The sequence below is a fragment of the Tenacibaculum sp. E3R01 genome, from assembly GCF_003318185.1.
GTDB lineage: Bacteria > Bacteroidota > Bacteroidia > Flavobacteriales > Flavobacteriaceae > Polaribacter > Polaribacter halocynthiae.
The window spans coordinates 1-15,908 of the sequence record NZ_QOCC01000023.1; the positions used below are offsets into that span (position 1 = coordinate 1).

19 protein-coding genes are annotated in these 15,908 nt (G+C 28.4%); all 19 read left to right on the top strand.

The genetic code is table 11. The annotated features are described in order from the left end of the window. The coding region (locus DS884_RS11090) for a hypothetical protein (protein WP_113786800.1) at positions 1-619 on the top strand (619 nt) is incomplete at its 5' end. A 139-nt stretch (positions 620-758) separates the two neighbouring features. Continuing rightward, positions 759-1,298 carry a hypothetical protein gene (locus tag DS884_RS11095; protein WP_113786801.1) on the top strand — a complete coding sequence of 180 codons (540 nt, stop codon included), beginning with the start codon at positions 759-761 and terminating at the stop codon, positions 1,296-1,298. Between the two features lie 1,057 nt (positions 1,299-2,355). Beyond that, positions 2,356-3,783, top strand: a complete 1,428-nt coding sequence (locus DS884_RS11100) for a serine hydrolase (RefSeq protein WP_113786802.1) — start codon at positions 2,356-2,358, stop codon at positions 3,781-3,783. A 155-nt stretch (positions 3,784-3,938) separates the two neighbouring features. Beyond that, the gene (locus DS884_RS11105) at positions 3,939-4,502 is read left to right on the top strand and encodes an adenylate kinase family protein (protein WP_113786803.1); all 564 of its coding nucleotides are present in this window, start codon (positions 3,939-3,941) and stop codon (positions 4,500-4,502) included. Between the two features lie 163 nt (positions 4,503-4,665). After that, positions 4,666-5,016, top strand: coding sequence for a DUF4160 domain-containing protein (locus DS884_RS11110; RefSeq protein WP_113786804.1), 351 nt, complete (start codon positions 4,666-4,668; stop codon positions 5,014-5,016). Continuing rightward, entirely contained in the window at positions 5,009-5,482 is a 474-nt protein-coding gene (locus DS884_RS11115; protein ID WP_113786805.1) for a DUF4265 domain-containing protein, read from the top strand. The genes DS884_RS11110 and DS884_RS11115 overlap by 8 nt, the downstream gene beginning before the upstream one ends. A 265-nt stretch (positions 5,483-5,747) precedes the next feature. Then, entirely contained in the window at positions 5,748-6,545 is a 798-nt protein-coding gene (locus tag DS884_RS11125) for a helix-turn-helix domain-containing protein (RefSeq protein ID WP_113786807.1), read from the top strand. Between the two features lie 80 nt (positions 6,546-6,625). Next, positions 6,626-7,615, top strand: coding sequence for a Gfo/Idh/MocA family protein (locus DS884_RS11130; protein ID WP_113786808.1), 990 nt, complete (start codon positions 6,626-6,628; stop codon positions 7,613-7,615). Between the two features lie 210 nt (positions 7,616-7,825). Beyond that, positions 7,826-8,389 (top strand): adenylate kinase family protein, encoded by a 564-nt coding sequence (locus DS884_RS11135; protein ID WP_093871501.1) that lies wholly within the window; start codon positions 7,826-7,828, stop codon positions 8,387-8,389. A gap of 136 nt (positions 8,390-8,525) precedes the next feature. After that, a complete protein-coding gene (locus DS884_RS11140) occupies positions 8,526-9,119 on the top strand; it encodes a hypothetical protein (protein WP_113786809.1) in 594 nt (197 codons plus the stop codon). Positions 9,120-9,266: 147 nt separating this feature from the next. Then, on the top strand, positions 9,267-10,172 hold the full coding sequence (locus DS884_RS11145) for an SH3 domain-containing protein (protein WP_113786810.1): 906 nt from the start codon (positions 9,267-9,269) through the stop codon (positions 10,170-10,172). A gap of 160 nt (positions 10,173-10,332) precedes the next feature. Further along, the gene (locus tag DS884_RS11150) at positions 10,333-10,788 is read left to right on the top strand and encodes a DUF5063 domain-containing protein (protein WP_113786811.1); all 456 of its coding nucleotides are present in this window, start codon (positions 10,333-10,335) and stop codon (positions 10,786-10,788) included. A gap of 86 nt (positions 10,789-10,874) precedes the next feature. After that, positions 10,875-11,084, top strand: coding sequence for a hypothetical protein (locus DS884_RS11155; RefSeq protein ID WP_147239401.1), 210 nt, complete (start codon positions 10,875-10,877; stop codon positions 11,082-11,084). Positions 11,085-11,344: 260 nt separating this feature from the next. Then, positions 11,345-11,620, top strand: coding sequence for a hypothetical protein (locus tag DS884_RS11160; RefSeq protein WP_147239402.1), 276 nt, complete (start codon positions 11,345-11,347; stop codon positions 11,618-11,620). Positions 11,621-11,849: 229 nt separating this feature from the next. Further along, positions 11,850-12,161 (top strand): hypothetical protein, encoded by a 312-nt coding sequence (locus tag DS884_RS11165; RefSeq protein ID WP_113786814.1) that lies wholly within the window; start codon positions 11,850-11,852, stop codon positions 12,159-12,161. A 316-nt stretch (positions 12,162-12,477) separates the two neighbouring features. Further along, positions 12,478-13,077 (top strand): hypothetical protein, encoded by a 600-nt coding sequence (locus tag DS884_RS11170; RefSeq protein WP_113786815.1) that lies wholly within the window; start codon positions 12,478-12,480, stop codon positions 13,075-13,077. A 128-nt stretch (positions 13,078-13,205) separates the two neighbouring features. After that, the gene (locus DS884_RS11175) at positions 13,206-13,976 is read left to right on the top strand and encodes a hypothetical protein (protein ID WP_147239403.1); all 771 of its coding nucleotides are present in this window, start codon (positions 13,206-13,208) and stop codon (positions 13,974-13,976) included. 143 nt (positions 13,977-14,119) lie between these two features. Next, entirely contained in the window at positions 14,120-14,740 is a 621-nt protein-coding gene (locus tag DS884_RS11180) for a hypothetical protein (protein WP_113786817.1), read from the top strand. Positions 14,741-14,916: 176 nt separating this feature from the next. Further along, a complete protein-coding gene (locus DS884_RS11185; RefSeq protein ID WP_147239404.1) occupies positions 14,917-15,780 on the top strand; it encodes a hypothetical protein in 864 nt (287 codons plus the stop codon). The last annotated feature ends 128 nt before the right edge of the window (positions 15,781-15,908 follow it).

Genomic DNA, 15,908 nt, shown 5'->3' on the forward strand with positions numbered 1-15,908 from the left:
AAATCATAGCCTAAACCGTTACCCAACATTAAAAAAAATGCGAACTGAAATTAAATATTTAGAACTGAAAAGTGGATTTTCCGGAAATGGTCCAGCATGGATTGGACTTGTTTCATTCTCAAAAAGCGGAAAGACAATTTATTTTGATGGTAAAGCATTTCAGAGAATGGGAAGTGTAAGAATTCAAGGAAATTTTATGGACATAGAATCTGGAAATGAATATTGGATTTCTGGAGTTAAAAAGGATTTATCTGACCGACATAAATTTGGTGGAGGAAAAGTATTTGTGGAAAAACGAATTTTGAGTGAGTATTTGAAAATTATTGACAAAACGGAATTGCCAAAAACCGACTTCGAATTGACTGAAGTTGATATTGAAATTCCAATTGGTCGAATTAATGAAATAGAAAACGAAAAATACGAAACGTCCGAATTTGGGGTAAATTTACATTTTAAAGAGCCTAATGAATTAAGTAATGCTGAAATTGAATATGTAATTGCGGAATTACTTAAAGAAGAAAAAAATGCGAGATTTAATAAAGGTCGGAGATTTACGAAAAAGAAAAGGCTTGAATTTGAGTCTGAATTAGAAAAACGTGGAATAAAAAACGTTGGGTAACACCGTGTATAATTAATTGCTTACGGATTTGTTCCTTCGGACAAATCTCGTAGACAATTAATTTCATCTATTTTAATTACTTTTACGTTAAAATTACGCAACTAACCATACACAAATACGTTAGCAATAATAACAAAAAATGAAAAAAATTATTTTAATATTTTTATTAAACTCTATTATTTCTTTTTCACAAACAGAATCAGAAAACACAGAAATTGAAAACCTTTATAATGAATTTAATCTTACATTAAATAAATATTATCCTTCAGAAAAATTAGGGACTTCATATAAGTTATTCCTTAATGATTTGGATAAGAAAAAAGTAAATCCTCAAATCATTAGAGAGAAAAATATTGTCGAAGCTTTTTCAAAAATTAAAAATTCAACGACATTTTATAAAATTTGGAAAAAAAACAATGTTAATTCTGCTCGAAATAATTCTATTAATTATGAAAGTGAATTTTATAAAAAATTAGTTAATGATTGTGAAGATGAATATTCAAAAAAACTATTGAAAGAAACAGGAAATACGGTAATTTTAATTCCTGATTTAAATCCTTTTGTAATTGTTGGAACATACGTAGATAACTTTAAAGATGAAAATTATAATAATGAAAGTGTACAGAAAGCAATATGTTTAACGATTTACTATGACATTGTAGAAGAGTTCACTAAATAACTTTGTTCAGAATGTTTAAAATTAAAGAAATACTTTAACGACTTAATTCTTTATTCAAAAGTTTTATTTTTGATAGTGTGTGAATACAGAATATGACAAACCTCTTCCCTAGCACAGAAAATTTAGAAACAAGAAAGCTAAGATTGAAAAAATTGAAAAGAAAAGAGTGAGAGAGCAAAATCAATTGAATAGCGGTATTTAATAAAATACTATTGCTAACAATGGCTATAATTAATACGGGGTTTAGTCTTTAACCCAAAATTTAGTGTATTTTTATAAAGTCCGCCAAATCTTTTGATTTGGCTTTAAAACATAAAAAGTAAAACAAAATAAAAAGTTTTGGCTAAGTGCTTAATCGGAAATTAATCGCTTTTTTATTCCCGCACTAATCATAGCCGAAGCCGTTGCCAACAAACAAAAATTCGAACTCCATTTGAAACTTTTAAAAATTATTAAAGTCTTTTATAGTTTGAAAAATACCGCTTCTACTCTATTTCAAATCTTTGTGGATAACTGGAAGTTTAATGATTCTCTAAAACTAAACTTTTCAGGGAATCGTGAACGATTTTAACAACTTGAGGAATTTACATTTTTTTTAAACCGACAAATTTTTAGTTTAATTGAACGATTTGAAACTTTGAAAACAAAGAATTTCCTCGGCTTTGTGGAAGACAAGAGTCCGATAAATCTAGTTTTTATTGAATAGAACTGCTAAGTTGAATAATTTGATGAAAATCTGGATCTGATAGTTGATACGGTTGAATTGAAAACAGTTGATTTAAAATCTCTCTATTCAATCAAAATTAAAACTTAAAGTGAATAATCCCTACTCGATTGATTTCTCACTCAGACGCTGTCTGTAGGCAACAATGCATAAACTCAATTTGGGGCTGATTTTCTTACAGAAAATCACTACTTTTAAACTCACTTCAGTAATAGGGTGAAAAGTCTACGACATTTTCTCCCCAAACTGAAGCTTATACTAAACCGTTGGCATTAATTAACAAAAAATGTAACAATAAGAAGATGTTATTGTCTTTACATAAAAACAAATTCAATGAATAAAATATTAATACCAATATTATTAAGTATCTTTTTAAATATTTCTTGTCAAAACACTATTCAAGAAAAAAAGAACTTAAAAATTGACTCTTTTATTAAAGAACAAATTAAAGTTCATGAAATTCCGGGTTTAGCATTAGCAGTAATAAAAAACGGAGAATTAATGTATGAAGGTTATTTTGGAAAAGCAAACTTAAAAAACAACTCTAAAGTAGATAAACATACTATATTCCCTCTGTATTCTATAACTAAACTTACTGTATCAACTGCTTTATATCAACTTGTAGAGCAAGGTAAGCTTTCTTTAGAAGACACAATTTCTCAATATATAGATGATTTACCTAATCAATGGAAAAGTATTGAAATAATTCACCTGCTAACACATTCTTCTGGATTGCCAGATTTTACTTTTCAAGATAGAAAACTAACCGACAAAGAATTAAAAACTAAACTATTCAATGAAAAAATTTCCTTTCAAAAAGGGAATCAATATAAATATAATCAAACAAATTATTGGCTTATTGCTCAAATTATTGAAAAAATAACCAAACAAACTGTAGCCGAATTTGTTTTAAAAAATCAATTCCCAGAAAACAAAGGGGAAGTACTTTTTTCTTCTAACTTTAAAGATTCTATACCTAATAGAGCAAAAAGGTATTACTATGTAAATGAAATAAATAGATATCGTAATGTAAGTACCAACTTTCAAGAAAGGTCTCATGCAGCTAATGGATTAAACGCTACGTTGAAAGAATTTATCAAATGGAACAAAAACCTTGATGATAATAATTTATTAAAAAAAGAAACAAAATTAAATATGTGGAAACCATTTAATTATGCAAACAATACAGATAAATTTCTTCATGGTTGGAAAATATACACTTCAAACAATACTACTTCTTATGGATTTACTGGAGGTTTACAAACGGGCTACAGAAAATTTATTGCAAATGATTTAACTATTATACTATTAACTAATGGAAATAAATATTTTCCTATTCATAATAAAATTATTAATAGCATAGCTGGTATTGTTGACACTTCATTGTTTGATAAAAAATTAGTAGCAGAACAGAAACTAACATCTCTTTTATTAGATAAAGAATTGGATAAAGCAATATCGGAATACTACATATTGAAAAATAAAAACCCAAATATATCATTTCAAGAAATCCTAAATACTTTTGGTTATTTTTTTCTAAATAAAAATAAGGTAAAAAAAGCAATTAAAATTTTTGAAATAAACGTAAATGATTACCCTAAATCAGCCAATGCTTATGATAGTTTAGCAGAAGCATATTTTATAAATAATCAATTTGAAATTTCAAAAAAAAATTACGAACAATCATTAAAATTGAATTCAAAAAATAACAACGCCAAAGCTATGCTTGAAGTAATTGAAAAGCGATTGAAGAATAACTAATGCCAACACAGTTTATAGTTAATGGCAGTTTAAGTTAAATAATTGAAAATTAGGTTTTATATTTAAAATCGTTACTGGTGGAAAAGAATCGTTTTCAAACTCCGCCACAAACCATAAACCAAACCGTTACAAGCAAGCTGAACAAACCAACATAAATGGAAATATTGATAATAACAGGACCACCATATTCTGGGAAAGGAACACAATGTGAAATTTTAAAAACACAACTTAATTTTGAACATATATCAACAGGAGATAGATGCCGATTAGAAAAACAAGATGAAACCGAAATCGGAAAAATAATGTCCGAATATGAAGAAAAAGGAGATTTAGTTCCTGATTCGATTATGAAAAACCTTTTCAGTCAAATATTGGACGAAAACAGTTCAAAAGGAGGAATTATATTAGACGGTTATCCAAGAACTGAACCACAAGTTAATGACCTAATTGAACTTGTGAATTCAAAACAAATGAATATTGGGAAAGTGCTGAATATATATGTGCCGAAATCTGAACTTTTAAAACGAGCGGAAAAAAGAGCCGAAACATCAAACAGAAAAGATGACAAAGACCCTAAAATTCATATTAAAAGAATTGAGGTTTTTGAGAATTCGACAAGACCAGCAATTGAATATATGAAATCAAAAATTAAAGTTCTGACCTTTGATGGACTTGGAACAATTGAAGAGATAACTGAACGAATAAAAGCCAACTTGTAACAACGTGTATAATTCATTGCTAGTGCAGGCTTACTTACGAAAATCCTCGCGGATTTTCTATTCGGTTTGTATTTAGCTAAATTAGTTGCTAAAACACGCAACGAAACCATACACAAACACGTTGTGCCTAATTAGAAAAAAACAATTGAATTAAAACAAGGATTTGAAAATATTTGAAAATATACTAACTGATTTACTAAAATATTATTTAGGATTAGATGATGTCTCTTTAGAGAAACATTTGAATGAAAAAGCTTTAGCAACTAAAGAACGGGTTGAAACAATCAACGACCTTCAAGTTAAAATTTATCCTAATGACCATAATCCGCCTCACTTTCACGTTATTTCAAAGAATAGAGATATAGACGCAAAATTTACTATTGAAAATTGTGAGTTAATTTCTGGAAATATGAGCTCAAAAAACCTCAAGAAGATTGAAGCGTTTTATAAAGGGATGAAAGGTAAAATGGTTTTAGAAACAATTTGGAAAAAATATCACGGAAATAATGACTGAAGTTAAACAAGAAAAAGTTCTATTTAAATATCATAGTAATGTCTTGGATGAACTAACTGTGGAAACAATGTGGGCAGAGGTTATAGATAAAGACAAAGGAATTTTCAAATTGGACAATATCCCGTTCTATGGACCATTGATTGCTACTGATGACGAATTTTATGCGGAATTTGATGAATCGGAACAAATGCTAACTTATCAAAAGACAACTAAATATTCTGGAAATTCGATTGTATTAGTTATAATCACGCAAGATGAGTTTGACAAAGAAATCATCCGAGACCGATTTAAGGAATTGAATTGTACATCCGAAGGATTGAACGACGCATACTTCTCTATGGAGATTTTGAAAGATGTGGATTATTTCGGAATTCAAAAAATACTAACTGAATACGAAAAAGACGGGATTTTAGAATATGCAGAACCTTGTCTTTCGGAAAAACATCGAGAGGACTTAAAAAAATAACTAGGCACAACAATGGTTATAGTTAATACGGGTTTGATGCTTAACTCAAAATTTAGTGCTTTTAACCAAGTCCGCCAAATCTTTTTGATTTGGCTTTATAACAAAAAAAGATAAAACAAAATAAAAAGTTTTGGCTAAGTGCTTAATCGGAAATTCATTACTTTTAATTCCCGTACTAACCATAGCCTTGACGTTGGCAACAAGCAACAACTGAATCAGATAAATAAACATAGTAGTAAAGTATTTTTATTAAAAAAACAATAAATTGCTAAAGATAGATGAATATAAAGCAAACCTGTTTCCCGATTTAATCGAGAGAATATGGATTTCGGAAAATACCGAACACACAGTAGAAATAATAATACCTCCAAATCAATATGTTAACTTAATAATTCCTTTAAACAACTCTAAATACAAGCGAAATCAAGTTTGGATAACTGCACCACATATTGAAGGTATTTCTTCAGCAAATACTATTTTGTCATATCCAACTAACACAAAATTATTAGGAATTAGATTTTTTGCTTTTGGGATCTTTCCTTTTTTTAAAACTCAAGGAAAAAATATAATTAATACATCGTTTGAATTAGCAGAAACGAATGGAAAACTTCAATACTCTATTACAGATTCAAACGCAGATTTAATTAATGAAATTCAGAAACTACTATCTGATTTATTTTCTGAAACATTATATAAAACTATTCTTCCAATTAAGAATTTTTACGAACAATTTAGATGGAATGATGATTCTATCTCTATTGAAGAATACTGTAAAACAACAGAAACTAATTATTCAACTCTCAATCGTAATTTCACTAAAATAGTTGGAATTACGCCTAAAAAATTTGAACGCCTAATAAAGTTTCGAAAATCACTCTGCAACTTAATTGGGACTAATGACAACTTGACTTCAATAGCCTTAAATTCGGGATATTTCGATCAAGCACATTTTATTCGAGAATTTAAAAAATTTTCCAATCTTACACCTTCAAATTATCAGTCTCTTATTAAACAGGATAATGATAAAAACGAAATAATTAATTACAATTTCAAATTGTTTTAATCTGCTTAAAATATACAATTTATTAATTCTTATGGTCTCTACTTTTGTCCTCAATGTTTAAATGAATATAAAATAATAAGATGAAAACAAAATTAGGAATTATAGGCTATGGTAATTGGGTTAAAGATTCGTACTTACCAGCAATAAAATACGATGGCAGGGTAGATGTTGTTGCTATTTCAGCAAAAAGTGAAGCTACAATTACAGCTATTAAAAATCAATTTGGCAATTCTGTAAAAGTTTATAGTAATTATAAGGATTTATTAAATTTAGATAATATTGATGCGGTTATGATTGCCGTTCCAGATGCAATACATGGAGAGGTAATAATGGAAGCCATACTGTCTGGAATTCCTTTTTTTTATGAACCTCCTATTGGACATACCAGAACTTTAATAACTGAAGTTCTAGAGAAATTACTAAAAGCACCTCAAATCACGCATGCCAATTTAGAGTTAGGACTGATACCTGTAATTTCTAAAGCAGCAGAACTCATAAAAAAAAATCAAATTGGCAATATTCAATCTGTTAGTATATCACTTCGATCTAATTGGGGAGCAGAACCTAATCAAGACATCAATGTTATTAATCGTTTATCTCTTTGGTATGTGCATGTACTTAATATTATATTAGATGCTTTCCCAAAGCGTGTATTACTTTTGGATGGCAATGGTGTTAGCGGAAGAAGACAAAGTCAAAGTAGTTGTATACTAGATTATGATGGTATTTGGGGCAAATTAAAAGTAAATGTTGACAGTTTAGATGAATTGATTATAAAAATTGAAGCAATTGGTAGTGAGGGAGAAATTTTAATAGATATTCTAACTGGAGAATTAACAACAAGGTTAAAGAATGATGAGATAACAAACTTTTTTCCAGCAAAACAACCTTATGCAGATTGGCCAGGAATGAGAGAATCCATTTCACATTTTTTTGATGCTATTGAAAACTTCACACCTAGTTTTTCTAATGCGGGTTTAGTTGCAGAATTACAGGCTATAGGTTTGGCTACAGAGGTTTCAAAAGACACTGGTACTTGGGCTAAAGTTAAAAATGAGATTGAGTTATAACCTTTCATTCCTATACAACTAGAACAAAAATGAATTAGATTAAAAAAAGCCAATTGCCAACAACGTGTATATTGCATTGCTAGTTCTCGTCTACTTGGAAATTCCTTCGGAATTTACTCTGGTTCGTTTTAGTTTACTAATTTAGTTGCTGAAACACGCAACGACATCATACACAAACACGTTACAAGCAAGCTGAACAAACCAACATAAATGGAAATATTGATAATAACAGGACCACCATATTCTGGGAAAGGAACACAATGTGAAATTTTAAAAACACAACTTAATTTTGAACATATATCAACAGGAGATAGATGCCGATTAGAAAAACAAAATGAAACCGAAATCGGAAAAATAATGTCCGAATATGAAGAAAAAGGAGATTTAGTTCCTGATTCGATTATGAAAGACCTTTTCAGTCAAATATTGGACGAAAACAGTTCAAAAGGAGGAATTATATTAGACGGTTATCCAAGAACTGAACCACAAGTTAATGACCTAATTGAACTTGTGAATTCAAAACAAATGAGTATTGGAAAAGTGCTGAATATAGATGTGCCGAAATCTGAACTTTTAAAACGAGCGGAAAAAAGAGCCGAAACATCAAACAGAAAAGATGACAAAGACCCTAAAATTCACATTAAAAGAATTGAGGTTTTTGAGAATTCGACAAGACCAGCAATTGAATATATGAAATCAAAAATTAAAGTTCTGACCTTTGATGGACTTGGAACAATTGAAGAGATAACTGAACGAATAAAAGCCAGCTTGTAACAACGTGTATAATTCATTGCTAGTGCTCGCCTACTTACGAAAATCCTCGCGGATTTTCTATTCGGTTTGTATTTGCTAATTTAGTTGCTGAAACACGCAACGAAATCATACACAAATACGTTGTACAACATAAGGAATGAAAATAAAATTGCTAATAACTTTCATACTTTTCGCTTTTTTAAAAGTTGAAAACACTAATTCCCAAAATGACACAATTAGAGGGAAATTATTTTTTTCTAATGCTTTTTATAATAAATTCAGTTTAATTCTGGTTAAGGAAAAAAGCACCAAAATTCCTGTGGTTCTGAATGAAAATGGAGAATTTGAACTAATTCCTAATGAAAACAAAAAAAATTATGATTTAGTCTTTATATACAAAAATGACACATTAAGAAAATTTAAGTTCAAAAAGGAATGGACAAAACGAAAAGGATATAAATCAATTTCACTGAATGAAAAATGTGACGCGAGTAAGAAAACAGCTTTAGCTGATTTAAAAAATAACAAGGTGAAAATATTTTTATTCTCCAGAAATCAAAATAAAAGAAAAATTACTGAAGATGAAAAAACACTAGAAGAATGTTATAATTTTAAATATATCTATCTGAAAAATATTAATCAGTTTGACTGTTATTCGGAATATAATCGGAAAATTTTGAAAATACTACCTCTTAAAATGGGGAGGGAATTTTTAAATGAACTGAACGAAAATGTAATTGGATGGAAATAAAAAACGTTGTACAACAATGGCTATAATTCAGCGTGGCTTATTAACTTTAAAACAAAAACCCTAACTTAGTTCTGGCTGATTTCTACTTTGGACAAATCCTGCGGATTTATCCACGCCGAAATCATAGCCGAACCGTTGTAACCCATTATGATCTCAAGAAAAAAAACAATACAGTTAATTATATCTTTTGTAAGTTTAATTGGGTTTTCTCAATCAAAAATTGGTATTATAAATGATAAAGATGGATTTGTAAATGTTAGATTAGATAAAACCATTAAAAGTGAAATAATTGGAAAAATTATCGAAAATGAAAACTTTACATATTTTAATAATAATGATTCAAATTGGTGGATTGTAAAAACCAAAAAGGGATTAATTGGCTACATACATAGATCTCGAATTCAGTTCATTAAGAAAGGTTTCTTAGAAAAAGGGAAGATATTAAACAAAATTGCTACAATTTCTGTTCATGAACATCTTTTAAAAGATATTTATATAAAAATTATCCAAATAAAACCTAGTACAAACTTTTATAATTTCAGCTGTAAAGGGTTGATAAGAACTATTAAAGATAAAAAACTAGTAGATGAGATTAGTTACCCAGAAATTGAAGCTGTTGGTGGTAATCATGGAATTACATTTTCCAAAAATCAAAATGTTCCAAATTTATTTATAGCTTCTAAATTTGGAGATTACAATGGAGAAATTATGATTGTAGACTTAAATGGAAAAATAAGTAAATTTGAAGGAGGACAATATTTCATAACTAAGAACAAAAAGTATTTGATATCAACTTGGGATTCTGATCTTAGTGGATTAACAATTTATGATTTACAAAATAAGCAAATTAAATTCAAAAAGGAATTAGATTTTTACCTAGGTAACTGGTATTATAAAGACAATATTTATTACGCACCTGAATGGAATGGAGAAAAAGAAATTAACAAAACATATCGACTTGACTTCAAAAATTTTAAACTATTAAAAAGCACATTAAAAACAACTAACGGTATAAAAATTGATGAAGTAAACCAAAGTTGTAATTGTAATTAACAGGTTACAACAAAATGTATAATTAATTGCTTACGGATTTATTCCTTCGGAAAAATCTCGCAGACAATTAATTTCAAGTATTTTAATTATTTTCACGCTAAAATTGCGCAACTAATCATACACAAATACGTTGTAATACATTTGAGTAAACTAAAAAGCATTGAGTATATTAAAAAAACTAATTGATAGAATTATTGAATTTGGAACAAATGAAAAAATTGAATCCGAAAACAAAACGCTCGAAATCCAAAGACTGTTAGTTGGAATTTATGCTGAATATTTGAAAGTAGAAACGGAATTTGATGATGACGATTATGAAAAACCTATTAATTTAGATTATGACGGAATGAGAAGTATAGTAACTCAACATTTTCCAGATTTCGGTTGGTATCATTCTGCTATGGAAAGTCATAAAATTAACAAAGATGCTTATTTGGTTACTGAAGACCCTATTGATGATTTGACTGATATAATAAAAGACTTAATAGAAGTTCAATGGAGATTTGAAAACAACAGTAAAAAAAATGGACTTTATCAATTTGAGTTTTTAATGAAAAATCATTCTGAACAACACTTGGTAAATTTACTTAAATACTTAAAAGACAAAGATGAATAATGTTTAGACTCAAATATGTATTTCTGACTTTGTTAATGTCTATTTTAGTTTTTTTATCAACTTCCTTTTTGACTGTGTTTAATCATTTGAATTCGCCAATAAATAGATCAGTTGGTTATAAATCTTTAGAGATTGGTTTTCCTTTCAAATATTACAAAGAATTTATGATAGATTGTCCAAATCCAAATTACGGTTGGAATTTGAATTATTTAATTTTAGATATAATTATAACATTAATAATTGTAGGTGGAATAATGTATTTCGTTAATAAAAACGTATTACAACAACATGTATAATTAATTGCTTACGGATTTATTCCTTCGGAAAAATCTCGCAGACAATTAATTTCATGTTTTTTAATTATTTTTACGCTAAAATTGCGCAACTAACCATACACAAATAAGTTAGGCACAAGCTGAACTCACTCATACGGAATTGAATGAATAGGAAAATTTTCATACTCATACTCGGAATTTTAATTCTATCGAGCTGTAAACAAAAAAGCGGAATTGAATACTCTTTCGCTGATGTCCAAATAAAAAAAACTGACTATTATTTGACTTTACCAATCGGAATTGAAAAAAATGAGGTTGAAGATTATACAGAAGGCATTTTCCAGAATTTTATTTATTCGGATAAAAGTTTTGTAATAATTTCAACCAGCGGATTTGGACAAATAAAATCACCTGAAAATGAATATCCTGAATTTCATTGGAGAAAAGAAAAGATTGACGGAATTCAAATCACTTATGGAAATGTAAAAACGGAACGGAAAGCGGAATTTGATAAAGCTTTTGATTTAATGAAAGAAAACAGAATAAAGAAAAAGTAAAAGCCAGTTCCTAACAACGTGTATAATTCATTGTGGCAAAGAGCTAAAACAAAAATTAAATTTATAAATTACACTGATTTCTTAAGCGGAATAATCCTGCGGATGATTCCACAACGAAATCATACACGAACACGTTGTAATGCATTTAAGGAATGTATTCTCAAGACAAATTTAAAAATTTAAAAAGTTCTACAATTAAATAAAATTTTGCAATTAAAAAGATTAAAATATGAAAACATTAAGGATTAAAACTAATCATTTTTTATTATTAATAGTTTTGTCATTAATAATTTATTCGTGTGGACCTTCGAAAAACTGGTTAGAGAAAGATAAAAAAGGATTTATATCTGGTTGTATGAAAGCAAATAATGGTAAAGTTTCAGAAGAACGCGCAAATGCGTTATGTAATTGTATGCTAAATAAAGTGATAAAAAAAAATATAACTATGGCTGAATCACAAAAAATAAAACCTGAAGTTCTTAAAAAAATAGTACTCTCTTGTATTTCTTCTGAACAAAATGAAATGAAAAAGTCAAAATAAAAATCACATTACAAACTCATTATAATGAGTTTAGAAGAATCGAATTTTTAAAAAAATAGTCTTTAACAAAGAATTATTAGAAATTTAGCAATGACTAAACATTGAAATATTAAAAGAAATTACGAATTTGAATGACACTAATGGAAAAAGATAAAAACGCATTACAACAAAATGTATAATTAATTGCTTTAGGATTTGTCCCTTCGGACAAATATCGCAGACAATTAATCTCATGTATTTTAATTATTTTTACGCTAAAATTCCGCAACTAACCATACACAAATAAGTTGTGCTTAATTAAAAAATCGAACTAAAATTGAAATTCGGAATATTTGACAAATTTTGGGATAATCAACCAAATCACTTACCTCTTTTAAATCTGATAGTTGATTTATCAGATACCGAAACTTTCAATCTTGGTAAATCTTTAAAGCTGATTGACGGAATAATATCTAAAAACCAAATTGACGATATTTATAATGATACGAGAAAAATGCTAACTGAACTAAATTGGAGGTTACATTTAGTAGCATTTATTACAATTTTAAAATTAGATAAATCTGAACAACAAAAATTCATTGAATTTTTATGGAAACGACTTTGTTTAGGGACTTGGGTTAGTCCTCAACTATTAGTTACTCTTTCTAAAATAGACTTCAATTTTAAAGAAAAAGCTGAATTAATAATTAACCAAATCGGACTGAATGAATTCAGAGGATACTATTTAAGCGAAATAGAATTGGCTGAAAGGAAATTTAACCATCAATTGACCGACAACGAAATATTAAACTCTCTTAGGTATCTAAAAGACGGAAAGTTTTTAACCAATATCGATGATGACAATGGAGCAAAAATCGCTCAAAACTGGAAAGAACAACTCACCGAATTAAATAAACTTGAACTAATAAAAAAATAAGCACAACACCATGTATAATTAATTGCTAGTGGATTTGTTCCTTCGGACAAATCTCGCAGACTATTAATTTCATGTATTTTAATTACTTTTACGTTAAAATTGCGCAACCAATCATACACAAATAAGTTGTGCTTCATTATTCAAAAATATTCGAACTGAAAAAGAACATTATCATATTATTTACATTTCTTCTGTTAACAAGCTGTAATGACGGAGCAAATTACGTTTCTCAAAATGACGGAAAAACTCACTTAATTGATTTCGACCTGTTCAGTATTATTTTGCCAACAGATTTCAAGTATAAAAAAATTGATGGAATTGATTCTTTTGTCGGAGAAATTAAAAACGGAAAATCGAAATTTATTTTTGATTACGGCTGGTATTCACCAAGTCCACCAATGGACGAAAAAAGCTATATTGAGGAAAGCCGAAAAGGAATGAATTTTGAAACGACTCAAAAGTTTTTTAATGAAATTGACTTAAAACCTTACGAAAATGAAAATGGAGGTGTAAACCCACGAGAAATCGTTAAAAAAATCAAAAACTTGACTTTACATAAAATGACTGATAGTATTGCTACACAAAATGATTTTAAAAGTAATTGTAAATACTATTACACTTTTGAGTACGATAAATCGGAATATAAAATTCCTTTCTGCATACCAAATGAAGAACGAAAACAATTTGAGAATTACGAATTGACTATTGACACAATCGGAAATTATATAAGGACAATCGCATTGTGGAATGACAAACAAAATCCGAATATGTCAAGCGTGAATTTTGAACCGATTAATAAAGAAACAGATAGTAATAAATTGTTCTTCGGAATTAAATCAAATATGGAATTTGACAAAAGTGAATTAAAAAAAATATTTAAAACAGTTGAATTAAAATAACGAAAGCACAACAAAGTGTATAATTAATTGCTTACGAATTTATTCCTTCGGAAAAATCTCGCAGACAATTAATTTCAAGTATTTTAATTATTTTTACGTTAAAATTTCGCAACCAATCATACACAAATACGTTGTGCATAATTATGAAAAACATCCAGGATTTAATAATATTTCTTTTTTCTATTGGAATTTCAGCACAAAATATATCTGAAATTAATTATGATTTGAAACTATCTGATTCTTTGACTTACCAAACAGAAGTCCGAATTTATCAGGGTGGCGGAATAACAAATTACTCTTCACTTTTTAGAATATTTAAAGACAAATCAGAGAAATGGACAGCCGAATTTTACGAACACTACGCAAAAGTTAATAGACAAGAGGAATTACGGACTGAAAAGCAAACTCTAAAATCGGAAAATAATGTGGGATTTATTTTTCAAAATTTTGTTCGCAGTCATATTTTTAACTTACCAAGTTTAAGCGAGATTCAATGGAAATTAGGGACTCGTGGAAATGTAGAAAAGGTAAAAAACATACATCGTGGAAAAGAGATTGTAGAATATCAATTAATAACCAAAAAGATTTCGATATTGGACGGAGAAGGATTCAAGGTTCAATCCAAAGGTTGGAATAAAATCAATGAATTTGAATTTTCTAATCCCGACAAATATTTAAAACATTACCCGGAAATTGACGAACTGATTTATATGTGTGAGATTTTGAACATAATCCGAAATGAATTTGGAATATGGAAAAAATAACTATGCACAACAAAATGTATAATTAATTGTCAGCGAGATTTGTTCCTTCGGACAAATCTCGCTGACAATTAATTTCATCTATTTTAATTACTTTTACGTTAAAATTGCGCAACTAACAATACACAAATACGTTGTGCAACATAATGAGACAAACTTTTAGCATCATACTAATCTTAGTGACTAGCCTATCATTTTCGCAAGAATATTATAATGTGGATATGACTCGTGAAAAGCCAAAACTTAAAAATTATTATCTCAAAACATTAAGACTAATCGACTCGACTGGAGGAAAACCATATATTTCATTAATTCAGGTTTTTGATGAAAAAGGAAGACATAAAATCGATTATGAATTTGACAGAGATGGGGACACAATTGCGAAAATCACAACCACATATCCAGGTAAGTTAACAGAAATAGAAATTCATAGTTACAAAACGGAAGAAAGCGATACTGCAATTTTCAAATACAACAAACGGAATCAACAAACGATTGAAATTTGGAAATGGGGAGAAGACAAATCAATTGATACAACTAAGTTTTTTTACGACAAAAAAAATAGATTAATTGCGAATTTTGACACTTATGATTTTGGGTCAAATCAAGATTCATTATTTTATGAAAATAATAGAATAATAAAATCTATATCTTATGATTCTGGAAAGACAGATTCTATTTCTTATCAATATAAAAATGACAAAATAATTGGTATTAAAAAATATAATAATAAGGCGGAATTAATTTCAGATTATAAAATTGAAATTGGTAAATATGATAAACCAAAACGGATTGAGAATAAATATAAAAGTTATAACACAAAAATATTCGATTTTAAAACTATAACGATATTTGAGTATCATAACAAGCGACAAATCAAGTCTAAAATAGTTACAAAATATAAGAATGGAGAGCTTGAAAAAAGTACAGAGTTTTACTTTTCAAAGTATGGCTATTTAGAAAAAAGTAAGGCAATTGATAGCGAAGGAAAAATAATAAGTGCGCATAAAATTACGTTGCACAACAAGGTATATAATAAATAGCGGTTTAATCGCTTAATTAATAGAAAATAAACAAATTAAAGGTCAGTGTAAATCCGAAAAGTTAGTGTGTAAAAATCCGCTACTTTTCATATACAAGACCGTTAGCGAAAATATAAAAAACCAACCTC

Bases quoted from the DNA above. Each gene is read 5' to 3' on its own strand.
- DS884_RS11095 (WP_113786801.1), top strand. From the start codon at position 759: ATGAAAAAAATTATTTTAATATTTTTATTAAACTCTATTATTTCTTTT.
- DS884_RS11100 (WP_113786802.1), top strand. From the start codon at position 2,356: ATGAATAAAATATTAATACCAATATTATTAAGTATCTTTTTAAATATT.
- DS884_RS11105 (WP_113786803.1), top strand. From the start codon at position 3,939: ATGGAAATATTGATAATAACAGGACCACCATATTCTGGGAAAGGAACA.
- DS884_RS11115 (WP_113786805.1), top strand. From the start codon at position 5,009: ATGACTGAAGTTAAACAAGAAAAAGTTCTATTTAAATATCATAGTAAT.
- DS884_RS11130 (WP_113786808.1), top strand. From the start codon at position 6,626: ATGAAAACAAAATTAGGAATTATAGGCTATGGTAATTGGGTTAAAGAT.
- DS884_RS11135 (WP_093871501.1), top strand. From the start codon at position 7,826: ATGGAAATATTGATAATAACAGGACCACCATATTCTGGGAAAGGAACA.
- DS884_RS11140 (WP_113786809.1), top strand. From the start codon at position 8,526: ATGAAAATAAAATTGCTAATAACTTTCATACTTTTCGCTTTTTTAAAA.
- DS884_RS11145 (WP_113786810.1), top strand. From the start codon at position 9,267: ATGATCTCAAGAAAAAAAACAATACAGTTAATTATATCTTTTGTAAGT.
- DS884_RS11165 (WP_113786814.1), top strand. From the start codon at position 11,850: ATGAAAACATTAAGGATTAAAACTAATCATTTTTTATTATTAATAGTT.
- DS884_RS11180 (WP_113786817.1), top strand. From the start codon at position 14,120: ATGAAAAACATCCAGGATTTAATAATATTTCTTTTTTCTATTGGAATT.